This is a genomic window from Peribacillus sp. Bi96, assembly GCF_918698115.1.
In the GTDB taxonomy this organism is placed as follows: Bacteria; Bacillota; Bacilli; order Bacillales; family DSM-1321; genus Peribacillus.
Genome location: NZ_CAKKLV010000001.1, coordinates 463220 through 481431, shown reverse-complemented (window position 1 = coordinate 481431; position 18212 = coordinate 463220). Strand labels below are relative to the sequence as shown.

18 protein-coding genes are annotated in these 18212 nt (G+C 42.3%); 3 read left to right on the top strand and 15 right to left on the bottom strand.

Annotated elements, in window-relative coordinates:
• Positions 1-26: 26 nt before the first annotated feature.
• From LQ203_RS02310 to rpsU, 3 genes are all read right to left on the bottom strand, one after another.
• On the bottom strand, positions 27-1301 hold the full coding sequence (locus tag LQ203_RS02310; RefSeq protein ID WP_230155279.1) for a nodulation protein NfeD: 1275 nt from the start codon (positions 1299-1301) through the stop codon (positions 27-29).
• A 349-nt stretch (positions 1302-1650) separates the two neighbouring features.
• Positions 1651-2094 carry a GatB/YqeY domain-containing protein gene (locus LQ203_RS02305; RefSeq protein WP_230155278.1) on the bottom strand — a complete coding sequence of 148 codons (444 nt, stop codon included), beginning with the start codon at positions 2092-2094 and terminating at the stop codon, positions 1651-1653.
• A gap of 14 nt (positions 2095-2108) precedes the next feature.
• A complete protein-coding gene (gene rpsU, locus LQ203_RS02300; protein WP_028391853.1) occupies positions 2109-2282 on the bottom strand; it encodes a 30S ribosomal protein S21 in 174 nt (57 codons plus the stop codon).
• Positions 2283-2506: 224 nt separating this feature from the next.
• Between rpsU and LQ203_RS02295 the strand changes: the two genes are divergently transcribed.
• From LQ203_RS02295 to LQ203_RS02285, 3 genes are all read left to right on the top strand, one after another.
• A complete protein-coding gene (locus LQ203_RS02295; RefSeq protein ID WP_230155277.1) occupies positions 2507-3439 on the top strand; it encodes a Na/Pi symporter in 933 nt (310 codons plus the stop codon).
• Between the two features lie 162 nt (positions 3440-3601).
• Positions 3602-3829 carry a hypothetical protein gene (locus LQ203_RS02290; RefSeq protein ID WP_230155269.1) on the top strand — a complete coding sequence of 76 codons (228 nt, stop codon included), beginning with the start codon at positions 3602-3604 and terminating at the stop codon, positions 3827-3829.
• A 39-nt stretch (positions 3830-3868) separates the two neighbouring features.
• Positions 3869-4045, top strand: a complete 177-nt coding sequence (locus LQ203_RS02285) for a hypothetical protein (protein ID WP_230155267.1) — start codon at positions 3869-3871, stop codon at positions 4043-4045.
• A gap of 126 nt (positions 4046-4171) precedes the next feature.
• Here the strand turns inward: LQ203_RS02285 and deoC are convergent, their stop codons facing one another.
• From deoC to LQ203_RS02225, 12 genes are all read right to left on the bottom strand, one after another.
• A complete protein-coding gene (gene deoC / locus LQ203_RS02280) occupies positions 4172-4843 on the bottom strand; it encodes a deoxyribose-phosphate aldolase (protein WP_230155265.1) in 672 nt (223 codons plus the stop codon).
• 157 nt (positions 4844-5000) lie between these two features.
• On the bottom strand, positions 5001-6338 hold the full coding sequence (mtaB, locus tag LQ203_RS02275) for a tRNA (N(6)-L-threonylcarbamoyladenosine(37)-C(2))-methylthiotransferase MtaB (protein ID WP_230155263.1): 1338 nt from the start codon (positions 6336-6338) through the stop codon (positions 5001-5003).
• Between the two features lie 6 nt (positions 6339-6344).
• Positions 6345-7097 (bottom strand): 16S rRNA (uracil(1498)-N(3))-methyltransferase, encoded by a 753-nt coding sequence (locus LQ203_RS02270; protein WP_230155261.1) that lies wholly within the window; start codon positions 7095-7097, stop codon positions 6345-6347.
• A 139-nt stretch (positions 7098-7236) separates the two neighbouring features.
• Positions 7237-8178: a 50S ribosomal protein L11 methyltransferase gene (gene prmA / locus LQ203_RS02265; RefSeq protein WP_230155259.1), complete on the bottom strand. Its 942-nt coding sequence runs from the start codon at positions 8176-8178 to the stop codon at positions 7237-7239.
• Positions 8179-8214: 36 nt separating this feature from the next.
• Positions 8215-9330: a molecular chaperone DnaJ gene (dnaJ, locus tag LQ203_RS02260; protein WP_230155257.1), complete on the bottom strand. Its 1116-nt coding sequence runs from the start codon at positions 9328-9330 to the stop codon at positions 8215-8217.
• Positions 9331-9636: 306 nt separating this feature from the next.
• Positions 9637-11472 (bottom strand): molecular chaperone DnaK, encoded by a 1836-nt coding sequence (dnaK, locus tag LQ203_RS02255; RefSeq protein ID WP_230155255.1) that lies wholly within the window; start codon positions 11470-11472, stop codon positions 9637-9639.
• A 37-nt stretch (positions 11473-11509) separates the two neighbouring features.
• Positions 11510-12094 (bottom strand): nucleotide exchange factor GrpE, encoded by a 585-nt coding sequence (gene grpE, locus LQ203_RS02250; RefSeq protein WP_290370507.1) that lies wholly within the window; start codon positions 12092-12094, stop codon positions 11510-11512.
• 98 nt (positions 12095-12192) lie between these two features.
• On the bottom strand, positions 12193-13221 hold the full coding sequence (hrcA, locus tag LQ203_RS02245; protein ID WP_230155253.1) for a heat-inducible transcriptional repressor HrcA: 1029 nt from the start codon (positions 13219-13221) through the stop codon (positions 12193-12195).
• Positions 13222-13344: 123 nt separating this feature from the next.
• The gene (gene hemW / locus LQ203_RS02240) at positions 13345-14496 is read right to left on the bottom strand and encodes a radical SAM family heme chaperone HemW (RefSeq protein ID WP_230155245.1); all 1152 of its coding nucleotides are present in this window, start codon (positions 14494-14496) and stop codon (positions 13345-13347) included.
• 88 nt (positions 14497-14584) lie between these two features.
• The gene (lepA, locus tag LQ203_RS02235; protein ID WP_230155243.1) at positions 14585-16420 is read right to left on the bottom strand and encodes a translation elongation factor 4; all 1836 of its coding nucleotides are present in this window, start codon (positions 16418-16420) and stop codon (positions 14585-14587) included.
• A 164-nt stretch (positions 16421-16584) separates the two neighbouring features.
• Positions 16585-16908, bottom strand: a complete 324-nt coding sequence (locus tag LQ203_RS02230; RefSeq protein ID WP_230155240.1) for a YqxA family protein — start codon at positions 16906-16908, stop codon at positions 16585-16587.
• Positions 16909-16928: 20 nt separating this feature from the next.
• The gene (locus LQ203_RS02225; protein WP_230155238.1) at positions 16929-18128 is read right to left on the bottom strand and encodes a stage II sporulation protein P; all 1200 of its coding nucleotides are present in this window, start codon (positions 18126-18128) and stop codon (positions 16929-16931) included.
• Between the last annotated feature and the right edge of the window lie 84 nt (positions 18129-18212).

The following is an 18212-nucleotide window of genomic DNA, read 5'->3' as shown; positions in this document are numbered from 1 at the left end:
CTTCCTGTATCCATTTAATTTTAAATTTAATTTGAATCCGGAATTTCCCGGACGACTACCCTAGATCCTTCAACTTTAACGATTATGATTGACGAACCTTTGGAAATGAAGCTTCCTTCAGTCACGACATCCACTCTTTCATCATTCATCAAAGCTGTTCCTGAAGGCCTTAAATCTGTGAGGGCCTTCCCGCTTACACCTAATAAATCCACGCGATTCGGATTGCTCACATATCCTTGTTCCGTTTTTGTAGCATCGGTTAAAATCATTTTCCTGAAAAATTTCATTTGTTTTCCAAACACCTTTACAAGTAGGATGAATACCAAAATGGATACGGTGATCGCAATGAGCAAGGATATGGTCATATGAACCGGATCACCTGATGCAAGGAATAAACTCCCTACAATCGCCGTGAATCCAAGCAGACCGATAATCCCCCCGGGGATAAAAAATTCAACTAGTACGAGAATGACCCCGATGATGAACATCGCTAACGATTCGTACCCGGTGATACCTGCAACAAGATGACCATAAAAGAACAATACAAGACTAGAGATCCCAATAACTCCTGGAATTCCAAAACCAGGCGAAAACAATTCAATCACAATCCCGATTCCCGCTATCGTTAATAAAATGGGAATCACAATCGGATTGGTCAAAAAGCGGGCAAGTTTCTCAGGAAAGCTTTCTTCGATGGACCGAATATCGGCATCCTCAACCCCAAGTATACTATACAGCTCCTCTTTCCCCGAGACCGTGCCTTCACTATAGCCAGCCTTTTTTGCCTGTTCAGCTGTAAATGTCAGCAGTTTTCCCCGTTCGGCACCATATTCGGGAAGGTTGATGTCATCATCCGCCATCGCCTGCGCGAATATAGGGTCGCGCCCATTTTGTTCTGCTGCAGTCTTCATGGCAGCAAGCCAATAAGACTGCGCTTTCTTACCTGCAGCGTTCCCTGCTGAATCAATTACCGCTGCCGATCCCATAGTAGCGCTTGGAACCATATAGATCTCATCTGCGCTTAGAGAAATATAGGCACCTGCAGATAATGCCCTGTTATTGACGTAGGCAACTGTCTTAATGGGTGAATCGGACAGTAACTTTGCAATTTCCCCTGCTGCATCCACAGCACCGCCAGGGGTATTCACCTCGAAAATGACAAGATCTGCATCAGCTGCTTCAGCAGTGGTCAGCGCACGCTCCAAAAAAGCCGAGAGTCCCTTTTCCACCGTTTCTTCAATCGGAACATGGTAAACGATCTTCTCTTTTGCAGAAGCCGATGATCCCCATAATGAAGACACGGTGAACAGCAATCCAAATAAGAGTACAGATAAATAACGCCAAATTTTCAGGCAGAACGCCCCCTTTCCCGTATTAAACGCTGTAAGTGCCACCAATTCCAGGAGGATACTTACCAGAAAAAATTCAGCCCGCAACTAAAATTCGAATAAGGGCAAGCGAAGCAACCCTTCACTCTGTTCTTTAGTTATTACGTATGTATATGAAAAAAGTTTCAAAAAAAGCAAATAAATTTGAGAGGTCCCTATTATCTCGGGCTTGGTTCCCATAATATACGCATAAATATCGTGAAATACACAAAAACCACAGGCAATTTGCCTGCGGTTAGGTTTCGAGTTTTAAGTTTCGAGTTTAAGATAGATGTTGTTGTACTAATTTGTTTACTAGAGAACCATCCGCTTTACCTTTAACTTTAGGCATTAAAGCTCCCATAACTCTCCCCATATCTGCTTTGGATGTTGCATTGACTTCTTCCATCGTTTGTTTAACAATGTTAGAAATCTCTTCTTCTGAAAGTTGCTCAGGCATATATGCCTCTACGTATACTAGTTCGGTGCGGACTTTATCCACGAGATCGGAACGACCTGCGTTTTCAAACTCCTGGAGGGAGTCTTTGCGTTGTTTTAATTCGCGAGAGAGCACTGTCAATTCTTCATCATCTGTTAAATCTTGTCTCTGCTTCAGAGCTTCGTTTTGAATAGAAGCTTTCAGCATCCGGATAACAGATAGTTTGTCCTTTTCCTTGTTCTTCATCGCTTGTTTCATATCATTATTTAAACGCTCGAGAAGACTCATCTTTCCACCCTCTCTTAGAATTTACGTTTTCTAGCAGCTTCAGACTTTTTCTTACGTTTTACGCTTGGTTTTTCATAAAATTCACGCTTCCTAGCTTCCTGAAGCGATCCTGCTTTAGATACAGTACGTTTGAAACGACGAAGAGCATCTTCAAGCGATTCGTTTTTACGAACGACGGTTTTAGACATCTCTTTCCCTCCCTCCGAAAACAACACACTAACTCAAGTTGTCAACATGTTATACATGTACTAAACAATTATAATATATCATCTTTAGCAGGTCAACCAATAAAACCAAACTTATTTTGAATATTATCATGTTATTATCATAATTTTTCACTAAACGATCAAGAAATCCTGTTTATAGCATGTCTCACCTAAATGGACCATAAGCTTATTATGAGGTGAGAGTCATGTATGAGCTATTTTTATTCCTTTTATTCATTGGGATATTTCTTGCAGGTATGTCGGTTTTACGAATCGGACTGTTCAATATGTCAGGTGCCGCATTAAAAACTTTCCTCTCAAAGGTAACGGATAAGCCTTGGAAAGGTTTTATCGCCGGAACCCTATTTACGGGCATCCTGCAGAGCAGCTCGGCTGTCATGGTTATGACTGTCGGCCTCGTTTCTGCAGGAAGTTTATCATTCCCTCAAACAATCGGTATTATTCTTGGAACGAATATCGGCTCCACACTTACAGCAGAGTTCATGACCTTCTCTTTGGATCGTTGGATCATTCCCGGAGTCATCAGCGGCGCTTTCCTTTGCTTCATGCCAAAAGTATTATCGAGAAGCTTAGGGATGTCCTTGATCGGCATCTCAGCGATTTTCGCGGCGATGAGTGGTTTTAAAATGCTTTCCACACCGATTGCAGCCTATCCTTCCATTCAAACGCTCATCCATTACATAGAGGGCCATATGAGTTATGCCCTATTGGCCGGGATTTTAATAACGGCACTTATTCACTCAAGTTCAGCAACCATCGGGATAGCCATGAGCTTCTTAATGAATGGGGAGTTATCCGTCGCTTCTGCCATCATCATCATGCTTGGTTCCAATATAGGCACCTGCATCACCGGATACATGGCCAGCATCGGTTCTGGCAGACAAGCTGCATTTACGGCTTATGCGCATATTTGGCTAAACGTCATCGGGGTTTGTGCATTCCTTCCTTTTGTGGACATACTGGAACGAACGGCTGCCTTTTTCACCGAAAACAAGGGGATACAACTCGCCCATGCAAGTGTCATTTTCAATATCTTGACTTCTTTGGCAGTCTTGCCTTTAGCACGCCAATTCTCAAACTTCATTCTTTTATTGCATCGTCCTCATAGAAGAAAATAAAGAGGTATCAAAAACTGATTTTTGGGACAGCCCGTAGCGACAAAAGGTGCAACCGATTATTATAATTGCTTATATAGCTTAAAAAGATCAAACCACTCAATATAAGAAATTTTACCTTCAATTCGTGAGTGAGGTCCACACCTTAATATTGTGCTTTCACTCGTGAGTTTCGCCGGTTTACTCGTGAGTTTCGATTTACCCCTCAAAATTGAGCTTTTCTTCGTAATTTTGGGGCATTTCCTTACTCAAAACCTGCGCCTTACTCGTGAGTTTTGCGCTTTACTCGTGAGTTTTGCGCTTTTACTCGTGAGTTTCGGCCGTTTACTCGTGAGTTTCGGCCGTTTACTCGTGAGTTTCGATTTACCCTCAAAATTGAGCTTTTCTTCGTAATTTTGGGGCATTTCCTCACTCAATACCTGCGCCTTACTCGTGAGTTTTGTGCTTTTACTCGTGAGTTTCGGCCGCTTACTCGCGAGTTTTGTGCTTTTACTCGTGAATTTCGGCTGTTTACTCGTGAGTTTCGATTTACCCCTCAAAATTGAGCTTTTCTTCGTAATTTCGGGGCATTTCCTTACTCGTGAGTTTTGCTCATTTCCGGGACAATAAGTACTAAAATAGCATTTTTAATGAAGGTCAATACGTAGGATGACATCATAGCAATATCTCAAGCATTTAAGGAATAAAAAAAAGGCGGAGAAAATTTATTCTCCGCCTTTTTTTTCACTTGAAAAATTAATAATCTGAGTCAGCAGTTAAGCCTTTTAAGATGGACACACCTGCACTCGCACCAATTCTCGTTGCACCCGCTTCAATCACTTTCTGGGCATCACTCGTGTTGCGGACCCCACCTGAAGCTTTGACACCGATATCCGGGCCGACCGTTTTTCTCATAAGCGCGACATCTTCAACAGTTGCACCGCCAGTTGAAAAACCAGTTGATGTTTTTACGAAATCCGTTCCCGCTTTTACGGCAAGTTCACAAGCACGGACTTTTTCTTCCTCAGTCAATAATGAGGTTTCAATGATTACTTTTGAAAGAGCCTTACCAGTAGCTGCCGCTACTACAGCACGAATATCCCGCTCTACCAACTCATCATCCTTGTCCTTCAATGCGCCGATATTGATCACCATATCGACTTCGTGAGCGCCATTGCAGATGGCATCTTTTGTTTCAAATGCTTTGGTTTCCGGTGTAGTTGCACCAAGAGGGAACCCGATAACCGTACAAACTTTTACTTCTGAACCTTCCAAAAGTTCGCTTGCATACTTCACCCAAGTTGGGTTTACGCATACGGAAGCAAAGTTATACTCTCTCGCTTCTTCGCATAATACCTTTATTTGCTCTTTCGTTGCATCTGCTTTTAATAACGTGTGGTCAATTAAACCTGCTACATTTTGTGACATTAATAATCCTCCTCAAAAAACAATCTATACCTAGTTGTACGTACCTCTCATCATACCATAGTTTCTCCACTTTGACGATATATATAGTCTTTACCCTAATGTTCCAAGATAACACATCAAATAGTGGATAAAAAAAAAGACAGCGAAAAACGCTGTCTTAAATATTAATGGCTTGTTGCAACGGAAAATCTTTGACAACCGTCACGAACTGACCTTCACTAAAAGGATAGCCAGACTTTATAATCTTCACTTTTACGATTTCACCAACCATGTCATCCGAGGCCGGGAAAACGATTTTCATGTAATTATCGGAATAGCCTTCATAAAGACCATTTTCAAGCTTCGTCTCAGGAATGACTTCAAGAACTTCCCCCTCGAATCGGGAGGCATACTCTTTTGCCAGCTGATCAGACAAAGCGATAAGTCGGTGGACGCGTTCGTTTTTAACATCTTCATCCACTTGATCTTCCATACGCGCAGCCGGAGTCCCAGTCCGTTTTGAATAAGGGAAGACATGGAGTTCGGAGAATTTATATTTTTCTATAAAGTTATATGTCTCCATGAATTCTTCTTCCGTTTCACCTGGAAAACCTACAATGACATCAGAGGTAACGGCAAGACCTGGGAGTGCAATTTTCAACTTTTCAATGCGATCACCGAAGAAATCCATCGTATATTTTCGTCTCATCCGTTTTAAAACCGTATCTGACCCCGATTGGATCGGAATATGCAAATGACGTACCACTTTTTTCGATTTGGTAAGCACTTCAATGATTTCATCCGTAATTTGACTGGCTTCAATGGACGAAATACGGATACGCTTCAACCCATCGATCTTTTCCAAGTCACGCAGCAGCATAGCCAAATTATAGTCCTTCAGGTCGTCTCCGTATCCCCCAGTATGAATTCCTGTCAAGACTAGCTCTTTATACCCTGCCTCGACAAGCTGCTCTGCTTGATGAACGACTTCCTTTGGATCGCGGGAACGCATTAAGCCACGAGCCCATGGAATGATACAGAAAGTGCAGAAATTATTGCAGCCTTCCTGAATCTTAAGTGAAGCGCGGGTACGGTCTGTAAAAGCAGGTACATCCAGCTCTTCGTAAACACGGTTTTTCATGATATTTCCGACAGCATTGATTGGTTCACGTTCAACCTTGAACTGCTCGATGTAATCAAGAAGTTTAACCCTGTCCTGTGTTCCTACAACAATATCCACACCTGGTATGGCCATGATTTCAGCTGGCGATGTCTGAGCGTAGCATCCCGTTACCGCTATGACGGCATTCGGATTTTTACGAATGGCACGACGGATGACCTGACGGCTCTTCTTATCGCCAGTATTGGTCACCGTGCATGTGTTGATGACATATACATCTGATGTGTTTTCAAACTCAACACGATCATATCCTCCAGTTTTGAATAATTGCCAAATAGCCTCTGTTTCATAATGATTTACTTTACAGCCTAATGTATGGAAAGCGACCGTTGCCATTTTTCATCACCTCAAAAGTTCTACATGATAAGAAACAGCGGAAAGTGCATATAAAGGTGCTGTTTCAGTTCTTAATATTCTTGGTCCAAGACCGCAAGCTACAAAACCGGCATCGGACAGTTTTTCGATTTCCTTCTCTGCTAAGCCACCTTCAGGACCAAACACGAACAGAATCGATTGCCCAGCGGTGATATCTTTCAAGACAGAAGCAAGAACGGAAGTTTCCCCCCGTTTTGCCTCTTCTTCAAAAGCGACTAATTTATGATCAAAACCGGAAGCATACCCAGCTATCTGATCTGCCGTCATCGGATCCTTGATGGCAGGGACAACCGTGCGGTGAGACTGCTCAGCCGCCTCTTTTGCAATCTTCTGGAGCCTCTCCAATTTCTTACCTACCTTTTTGTGGTCCCATTTTACCACCGAACGAGCAGCAATAAAAGGGATAAATTCATTGGCACCCAGTTCAGTGCCCTTTTGAACGATATATTCCAATTTATCCCCTTTAGGCAGACCGCTCGCTATTACAACCTTTACAGGAAGTTCCTTTTCTTCATTCTTCCATTCGATCACGGTTCCTATAACAGAATGATCCGTAATTTCCGAAATTTCCGTGACAGCAGCCATGCCGCTAGCTTTCACTGTAATGATCCGCTCTCCTGGTCCCATTCTCATCACCCTGGCGATATGGTGAAAATCATCGCCAGATATCGTCACCGTGTTTCCAATGATGTCTTCATCGTTAAGAAAATACCGTTGCACACTGCCACCTACTTCGTCTAGTCTAAAAAACTTACAGGCTAACAGTCCGGTTTCCCGAGTGCAAGCCGTGCAAAGATTCAAGCTAAAAAAAGGTACCCTGACTATCAAAAGACCCGATAACCAGAGTAACTTTTTTCATTTAATCATTTCTTTTCGCGATTATTGCTACCCAATCTTCCATCAAGATCGTTTCCTCAACAGTGAAGCCAGATGCTATAATCGCATCCTTCACATCTTGTTTCTTTGGTTGAATGATCCCAGAAGCTATAAAATATCCGCCAGGTTTAACCACCTTCGCCACATCATCCGTAAAACGCATGATGACTTCGGCAAGAATATTCGCCACGACGACATCCGCTTGTTCATTCACACCATCCAACAAGTTGCCTTGTGAAACGGTCACTCTATCCTGCACATTATTAAGCTCTACATTCTGTATAGCTGACTGTACAGCCACTTCATCCAAATCAAGGGACTGGATTTTTTTTGCGTCCAATAATGCAGCCGCAATGCTTAGAACGCCTGAACCCGTTCCTACATCAACAACTAAATCCCCAGAGCGTACTGTACGTTCCAGCGCTTGGATGCACATGACGGTTGTCGGATGTGTACCCGTTCCAAAGGCCATGCCGGGATCAAGTTCAATGATCAATTCGTCACTGCTAACTGGAGTGTAATCTTCCCATGTTGGCACGATGGTGAAACGCTCGGAAATCTTGACAGGATTATAATATTTTTTCCAAGCGGTCGCCCACTCTTCTTCATTCACTTCACTAATTGAAACAACATTCTTCCCAAGGTCTATATCGAAAAGAAGGAGATTATTGATTGATTCCTTAATGGCATCAACCGTTTCACCAAGGAAGCTGTTAACTGGCAAATATGCCTTAATCAATACACCTTCATCCGGATAATCATCTGGGTTCAAGTGGTAGATTTCGCCAAAAACATTTTCGCGTTCCTTGACTAATTCTAGAGGATCCTCAATGACAACACCGCTGGCACCTGCCTCATGAAGAATATTCGAAACAGGTTCAACCGCTTCATTCGTTGTTTGGATTGCAAATTCAGACCACTTCATAATCTACCAACTCCCAATTTGTTCTTTTACTTTTATTCACCTATCTTTAAAAGCACGCTTTACTTTTGAGAAAAAGCCATCATCTTGTTCATCTATATCTTGTCCGCTTATATCGCTGAACTCACGAAGCAGTTCCTTTTGTTTATCCGTTAATTTTTTAGGTGTGACCACTAACACGACGACATGCTGATCTCCTTGGCCATATCCTCTAACATTCGGAACACCTTTTCCTTTTAAACGGAAACGAGTGCTAGTTTGTGTACCAGCAGGAATTTTCAGCTTCACTTTTCCATGCAGCGTCGGTACTTCGATTTCGTCCCCTAATGCCGCTTGAGCATAAGTAACTGGCATTTCACAATAAATATCATCGCCATCACGTTCAAAGAACTCATGGCTACGCACATGGAAGACTACATACAGGTCTCCAGCTGGTCCGCCATTGATTCCTGGCTCACCTTGGCCAGTTACACGCAATTGCTGACCATCATCAATTCCGGCTGGCACCTTGACTTGGATCTTTTTACGTTTTTGTACTTTCCCGTCACCGCCGCATGTTGAACATTTACTAGGAATGATTTTTCCTGTTCCTTGGCAATGATGACATGCTCTCCGGTTCACAATCCTTCCGAACGCTGTGTTTTGTTCAACATTCAATTGACCGGTTCCATGACAATGGGAACAGTTTTCCACTTTTGTACCTGGTTTAGCGCCAGATCCTTTACATGTATCACAATTCTCTTCACGCGGAATTTCGATTTCAGTATCTTTTCCAAATGCTGCCTCTTCAAAAGAAAGCGTCATCGTATACTGTAAATCTGCCCCTTGACGAGGTGCATTAGGATCTCTCCTGCGCCCGCCGCCTCCAAAGAAGCTGCTGAAAATATCTTCAAAGCCGCCAAAACCACCAAAGTCCTGACCGCCAAAGCCCTGATTTGGATCTGTATGTCCGAATTGGTCATAATGGGCCTTTTTCTGTTCGTCACTCAATACTTCGTAAGCTTCCTTAATTTCCTTGAATTTATCCGCAGCATCGTCCGCTTTATTAATATCAGGGTGATATTGTTTGGAGAGCTTTCGATACGCTTTTTTGATTTCATCCTTCGAAGCACTCTTCGAAAGGCCTAACACCTCATAATAATCGCGTTTACTCATATCTAAAATCCACTCCCGATTCGTTTCACATAAAGGTAATATTATCACTGAACGAAGATAATAATCAACTAGAAAAGCACAAACGGCCTGAACACTTTTTTGTATCTGATCCTGCCAACATCATTTTGTACACTTTTTTCTCAGGAATCCTTTCCCCATCAGCAACTGTTGATGTCGACACTTCCTGACAATGATTCCATCCATTGTAAAAAAAAGCCAAAGTCAAGATAACCTGACTTTGACTTTTCTGTAATGGCAGGCAGAAATTCACTGCCCAATATATCAGTGTCCCACTTGGGTCACTTTTTATTTTTTCTCTTCTTCGTTAACTTCCGTGTATTCTGCATCTACTACATTATCGTCTTTTGCACCGGCTTCGCCAGCACCAGCTTCGCTAGCTTGCTGAGCTTTTGCCGCTTCTTCATAAAGCTTCATTGTCAAAGCTTGAACGATTTCGTTAAGTGCATCTTTTTTCACGCGGATTTCTTCCAGCTCATTTTTCTCGATGGCAGCTTTCAGTTCATCCTTCGCTTCGTTTGCTTTTGTTACTTCCGCTTCATCCACTTTTCCTTCTAGATCTTTAAGCGTTTTTTCCGTTTGGAAGACTAGTTGATCTGCTTCGTTACGAAGTTCAACTTCTTCTTTACGTTGTTTGTCGCTATCAGCATTTTCTTCCGCTTCACGTACCATGCGGTCGATTTCTTCATCAGAAAGACCTGAAGATGATTTGATGGTGATCGCTTGTTCTTTGTTTGTGCCAAGATCCTTCGCACGAACGTTTACGATACCATTTTTATCAATGTCGAAAGTTACTTCGACTTGTGGAATTCCGCGCGGTGCCGGTGGAATGTCACTCAATTGGAAACGGCCAAGCGTTTTGTTATCTGCTGACATCGGACGCTCACCTTGAAGAACATGGATATCAACTGCTGTTTGATTATCAGCCGCTGTTGAGAATACTTGTGATTTACTTGTTGGAATCGTTGTATTACGGTCGATTAATTTCGTGAATACTCCGCCCATCGTTTCAATTCCAAGTGAAAGTGGAGTTACGTCAAGAAGAACAACGTCTTTAACATCTCCAGTTAATACGCCACCTTGAATCGCAGCACCCATGGCCACTACTTCATCAGGGTTAACACCTTTGCTTGGTTCTTGACCGATTTCCTTTTTGATTGCTTCAACAACCGCAGGAATACGCGTTGAACCACCAACAAGGATGACTTTATCAATTTCAGATGCTGAAAGACCTGCATCTTTCATTGCTTGACGAGTAGGTCCCATTGTACGTTCCACAAGACCAGAAGAAAGCTCATCGAATTTAGCTCTAGTCATCGTTACGTCCAAGTGAAGCGGGCCAGCGTCTCCAGCAGTGATGAATGGTAATGAAATTTGTGTAGAAGTTACACCTGAAAGATCTTTTTTCGCTTTTTCAGCAGCATCTTTCAAACGTTGAACGGCCATTTTGTCTTTAGAAAGATCGATTCCATTTTCTTTCTTGAATGCTTCTACTAGATAGTCAATGATGACTTGGTCGAAATCATCTCCACCTAGACGGTTGTCACCGGCAGTGGACTTAACTTCGAATACGCCATCTCCAAGTTCCATGACCGATACGTCAAATGTACCGCCGCCAAGGTCGAATACAAGAATCGTTTGATCTTCTTCCGTTTTATCCAAACCGTATGCAAGTGCTGCAGCTGTCGGTTCGTTGATGATACGTTCCACTTCAAGACCAGCAATTTGTCCAGCATCCTTAGTCGCTTGACGTTCTGCATCATTGAAGTAAGCCGGTACAGTGATGACCGCTTTTGTCACTTTTTCGCCTAGATACTCTTCAGCGTAAGTTTTTAAGTATTGAAGGATGATGGCAGAAACTTCCTGCGGAGAGTATTCTTTTCCTTCAATGACTTCTTTATGGTTTGTACCCATATGACGTTTAATGGAAATGATCGTATTAGGGTTTGTAATCGCTTGGCGTTTTGCCACTTCCCCAACTTGTCTTTCTCCATTTTTGAATGCAACTACGGATGGTGTTGTACGGTTTCCTTCTGGATTCGGGATTACTTTTGGTTCCCCGCCTTCAAGTACAGATACACAAGAGTTTGTTGTACCTAAGTCAATACCAATAATCTTGCTCATAGTTTCACTACCTCCCAATTATTTATATGTAAAATCTTTATTCGTTCACTTTTACCATTGCAGGTCGAATGACTCGGTCTTTAAGAAGGTATCCTTTTTGGAATTCCTCGACGATGATGTTAGAACCGAAGTTTTCATCTTGAACTTGCATGACCGCTTGATGCAAACGCGGATCGAACTCTTCACCAACCGAACTGATCGGCTCGATGCCTTCTTTAGTCAATGCATCTATAATCGCTTTGTAGACCATTTCCATGCCGGATAGCAGGGATTTTGTCTGTTCATTTTCCGCTTCGATTTTTGTAGCTCTTTCAAAATTATCAAGAGCCTCCACTAAATCAATCGCAATACTTTGAACTCTATATTTTTGAGCCGCCTCCATATCAAGCTTGGCACGGCGTCTTGAATTATCAAAATCGGCCTGCAGACGAAGATAACGGTTATCCATTTCTTCGATTTTTGCCTGAAGCTCAACAATCTTATCATGAGCCAATTGAAGTTCATCTTTTTCAACCGGAGTTTCCTCCTGGTTTTGTTCCGCTTCAGCGAAAACTGCTTCTGCAGCGCTTTCCTCGATTGTTTCATTTTCCAATGTTTGTTCTTCGTTTTTATTTTCTGTCACAATCTCACCTCCCTAAAAGGGTTATACAATTTATGCTAAAGTAATATGCCAGGCTGCGGAATCTGCACTCCGCCACCTTAACAATATTACCTTTGCTCCTATTTTTGATACAGTTTTGTCATCAGGGCCGTTAAATCTTTCGAGAAAAACGAAAGCAAACTGATCACTCTCGAATATTCCATTCTCGTAGGACCCAAGATGGCCAATGTGCCCACTTGCTCCTGTCCGATTGAGTAGGTTGCGGTAATCAAGCTGCAGTCATCGAGCACTGTATTTTGATTTTCACGACCAATCTTGACGTGGATGCCAGAAGGATTTTGGGTAATGAGTTCATAAAACCCTTGTTCCTGCTCAATCATTGATAACAGTGTGCTCACTTTAGCAATATCATGGAACTCCGGCTGCCTCAGCATATTCGTTTTCCCGCCGAAAAAGATTTTTTCGGGCTTAGTATCAGTCAGCGTCTCCGCCAGGACCGATACCATCGATCCATAGTTATGAATGTGGCGGCTCAAAAGAACAGCCACTTCCTTATAAATCTTATCCTTTAGATCTATAAGCGGAACATCGACCAATCGGGCATTTAATATGTTCACCATCTTTTCGATTTCGTTTATATCAAACGAAGGAGGTAAGGAAATCATTCGATTTTCTACATGACCTGTATCAGTAATAATAATGGCGATAGCCGTTTCAGGACTCAACGGAATGATCTGAATCTTTTTCAGCTTATGTTCATTCACTTTTGGCCCTAGTACAATCGCCGTATAATTTGTCAGTTCCGAAAGGATTTTCGCTGACTTCTGAACGATTTTTTCCAATTCATAAATTCGTTCCACAAAAACGGATTTTAATAACTTCATTTCATTCTTTTTCGGAGCTTGAGGAGAAAGTAAATGATCCACATAATATCTATACCCTTTTTCAGAAGGAATTCTACCGGAAGATGTATGGGTTTTTTCTAAAAAGCCCATTTCTTCCAGATCGGACATTTCATTGCGGATTGTGGCAGAGCTGAACGTAATTTCATCTTTCTTCGACAAGCTTCGTGACCCGACTGGCTGGGCAGAATGGATAAAATCCTCGATTATCACTTGCAGAATCAATAATTGACGATCAGTTAGCATGTATGATCACCTCTGTTAGCACTCTATCTCTCCGAGTGCTAATATACTAATAAATTATCAAATGAAGCTTATGATGTCAACAATGAAAACCGCTAATTCATCGTTAAATAACAAGAGATTTTCTTATTCTGATTCAATAACGCCTAAAAACGATTGGAACACCTCATTCCCAAGCAGTTTCCCCTGCTCGGTCAAGCGTACGAACCCACCTTCAATCAATAGCAGACCTTTTGCAGATTCTTCTTCGAGCGGTTTCCTGAAAATCTCCGTCATTTCAACAAAAAATTTATTCTTGAAGTTCTCCAATGAAACTCCTTCTGTTTTCCGGAGTCCCAAAAACATCTCCTCTTCCATTTGTTCATGAAGCGGAACTGGATGTTCCTCCAATACCGGCAGCTGGTTTTCCATCAATGGTGCGATATATTTCTTCACCGGTCCATGATTGGCCACTCTTTTTCCACCAGTATAGCCATGAGCTCCGGCACCAATCCCATAATACTCCACATTATCCCAATATGTCAGATTGTGCCGGCTTTCAAACCCTGCCCGGGCAAAATTACTGATTTCATATTGGTGATTACCATGCTTCTCCATCTCTTCCATCAGCCGCTCATACATTGAAGCCTCGAGCTCCAGAGGCGGCAGATTTAATTTACCTCTTCGCATTTGATTATAAAAAACCGTCTTCGGCTCAACAATCAATGAGTAACTGGAATAGTGCGGCAATTGAAGGGCGATGGCTTTATCTAGCGTGTCCTTGAAATCTTCCATCGTTTGCCCCGGCAGCCCGTAAATCAAATCGATGCTGATATTCGTAAAGCCCACCTCTTGAGCCAAATGAATCGTTTCATATACCTCAGAAGCCCGGTGAGTCCGACCAATTCGTTTCAATAATTCATCATTGAAGCTTTGCACTCCAAAGCTAAGTCTGTTGACACCTGAACGATAAAGGATCTCGAGTTTTTCTTTCGAAAGATCTCCTGGATTGGCTTCGAAAGTATATTCAGCTTTTTTCGGATCAAATGGGAGCGTTTCATTTATTGCTTCACATAAGAATGCCAGCTGCTTTTCATCCAAAGAGGTCGGTGTCCCTCCACCGACGAAAACCGTGTCCAATCCTGTTGTCGGGTACTTGGAAAGCTGCATCACCATTTCTCTTTTCATCATCTGTAAATATTCGTCGACCGGCTGTCCCTGTAAAAACACTTTATTAAAATCACAATAGTGACAGATATGTTCACAAAATGGTATATGGAGGTAGGCGCTTTTAATCATTGTGTTCACAACCTTTAATCGTATGAGTCGATAGAAAAAGAGGCTAGATTTCCTCTACCCTCTTTTTTCTTTCTATCGTTTATTTTCATTATTTTTTTGGTGTCGTATCATCCATTTTCAAAACAGCCATGAAAGCTTCTTGCGGCACTTCAACGGAACCTACCTGTTTCATCCGCTTTTTACCTTCTTTCTGTTTTTCGAGCAACTTACGTTTACGGGATATATCGCCGCCGTAACATTTAGCCAATACGTTTTTGCGCATTGCACTAATCGAAGAACGGGCCACGATTTTTTGCCCGATAGCTGCTTGGATCGGCACTTCAAATTGTTGTCTTGGAATCAATTTCTTCAATTTTTCAACGATGACTTTACCTCGTTCATAGGCGAAATCCTTATGAACGATGAAACTTAAGGCATCGACAGTTTCAGCATTCAGCAAGATATCCATCTTCACAAGCTTGGACGGCTGGTAACCGATTAACTCATAGTCAAATGAAGCATAGCCTCTTGTATTAGATTTCAGTTGATCGAAGAAATCATACACGATTTCGGATAATGGTATTTCATAATGAATGCTTACACGAGTCTCATCGATATATTCCATATCAATGAAGTTACCGCGTTTATTTTGACAGATTTCCATGATCGTTCCGACGAACTCCGTCGGTGCCATCATCGTTGCTTTTACATATGGCTCCTCAACTCGTTCTATCTTTTGAGCATCAGGCATATTAGACGGGTTATCCACTTTCAGGACCGTTCCGTCAGTCTGGATAACATCATAAATAACACTCGGGGCTGTTGTAATCAGATCAATCTTGAATTCGCGTTCAATCCGTTCCTGGATTATTTCCATATGAAGGAGTCCAAGGAAGCCGCAACGGAAACCGAAGCCCAATGCTTGGGATGATTCCGCTTCAAACTGTAGCGCCGAATCGTTCAATTCCAATTTCTCCAAAGCATCCCGTAGATCATTGAATTTCGATGCGTCAATTGGATATAAACCGCAATATACCATCGGATTCATCTTCCGGTAACCCGGCAACGGTTCTACCGCACTATTCACGGCACCTGTGATCGTATCACCAACAGTCGTGTCACTGACGTTTTTAATGGCTGCAGTAAGGAAACCTACATCACCGACGTTCAGTTCATCCAACTGTTGGGTTTTTGGATTGAAGACACCCAATTCGGTTACATCAAATTCCTTGCCAGTGGACATCATTTTGATTTTGTCGCCCACTTTAATGGAACCTTCAACAACACGGATATAGGCAACCACACCACGATATGCATCAAACAGCGAATCGAAAATAAGTGCCTTGAATGGGGCATCAGGGTCTCCCTGCGGTGCCGGCACTAATTCTACGACCTGCTCCAAAATCTCCTCGATTCCGATTCCCGCCTTAGCCGAAGCCAAAACTGCATCAGAAGCATCCAATCCGATTACTTCCTCGATTTCTCCACGTACTCGTTCCGGATCGGCACTCGGCAAGTCAATTTTATTGATGACAGGAATGATTTCCAGGTTGTTGTCCAATGCCAAATAAACGTTTGCAAGCGTTTGGGCCTCAATGCCTTGTGCCGCATCGACAACAAGGACAGCACCTTCACACGCCGCAAGGCTTCTTGAAACCTCATAAGTAAAATCGACATGTCCCGGTGTATCAATAAGATGGAAAATATATTCTTCGCCATCTTTCGCATTATATTTCAATTGAATGGCATTCAATTTAATCGTAATTCCACGCTCACGCTCTAAATCCATGGAATCCAACAGTTGACTCTTCATTTCACGCTGAGTCATGGCGTTCGTTTTTTCAATGATACGATCCGCCAATGTTGATTTACCATGATCAATATGAGCGATGATGGAAAAGTTACGAATCTTTGATTGTCTTTTTAATTTTTCTTCTCTATTCATGACGTTCACTCCCACTAGTCGACACAATACACTATTTTTCATTATATCAATAGAAAATGCAAGATTCAACAGAATAGTTACAAAAGAAGCATCATTGTAAGGTAAAGCATCAAAAAAGGCTGCATGCCGGATTCGGATGCAACCTTTTGATAGAGCCCACTCAACTAGATCATATCTATAAGTGCTTGAAAGGCTCCTGATATGGTATCACCAAGCGTTTTGCCGATCGATGAGAAAAAGTTGAAGGCCTTCATTTCTTCAAGCTTTTCTTTTTTCGTCTCCAAATCATGACTCGTTACTTTTTGGCCAAGAATATCCGCTTCCATCTCCCCTTGGTCCGATTGGTTGATAATGAATGCACTATTCAAGGAGGGATCTTCATACCCCTTCATTTTTTTCATCCCATCGTTCGCCTGCTGCATCCCAATTAGAACACCTAAAAATAACACGAGCACAATCCCTGTACATTTCAACCAAAATCGAACCATGATCGAGAACTCCTTTCAAATTACTTCGCTTCCGATTCCCCAGTCGTTTTATCCACCGCCTTGGCATCCCAATAGAATTCACTGAAAACATCGGAAAAGGCATCGACTGTCAAGTACATTTCTTCGAAAGTATTATCGACTCCGCCAATTTCAATGAGCATGGCATTGCCTGATAAATCTTGATTATATATACCATTATGGCTAGATCCGCCCTGTTTCATAACACCGCGTGAAATACCTGGGTATTTTTTTTCCAATGCTTTATGAAGCTTATTGGCAAGCGCGGCATTTTTTTCAAAGTTCGGGTTATTGCCACCGATCACGAAGGCGATCTTGGCATACTCTTTACCATTGATTGTAATGGTCGTATTTTTTTTCCGTTTTGAATCGCGATGGATATCAATGAGATATTCCAAATCTTTATTATTGGCCATTGCAGTCTGCACGGATTTTCGGGATTCTTGATAGGATTTAGTATAATTCAATCCTTTATTATTCAGACTACCCATGATATCCGTTCTATCGAGCGAGGAACCAATCCCCTTATCAGCTAGATCTTCCACCATCCGTTCCCCGAGTTTCGTAATATTGATCTTAGAGTGGTAGGCAAGGTCCGGATTGGTCACACCTTTTAAATAAGGAAGATACGATTCCCGGTTATGGCTATGATAAATCTCAACCACTTTCCGCCCATTGGTCGTTTGTTTAGGCTGATTGGCCACTCCTTTTTCCGGTTCTTCAATCTCATCCAGGTTTTGCAGGGATGCATCCCTTTCTTCATTCAGGACGTCTAGAGGCGGCGACGATTCATACGGCATATTCGTATAATTCGTTCCTTCCCCAGCGACGAGGATCTCATTATCAAAAATTGAAAAGCCAGGAAGTTCCCGGCCAAGTAAACTTCGCGGGTCCTCCAATGAAATGTTGGTCGATACCTTTATCAACTGTTTCGTGATCACCGATTCTTGTTTCCCTTCTGGCAGGGCATTAAAAAAATAATGGTTTTCATTGGCCAGCATCGAGAACAGCATTTTCCCTGAAAATTGGTTGGCTACAGTATGTACGGAATCCGAAGATATCCGATACTCAGGTCTTAGGGAAGTCATGACCCCACTGACTGAAAAAACAAAAAGAAGCAAGGCGAGAATACCTAGAAAAGTTTTTATAATTGTTGATCCGTGAATGGCTGTTATGATCCCTGGGGAATATCTTCTTTTCATCCTTCCACCCTCTCTACAGCTTGTCTATTAATACCTATGACTTTGCTAGAAAGGGTAGAACACCATTTTTGGGCACTAAAAAGG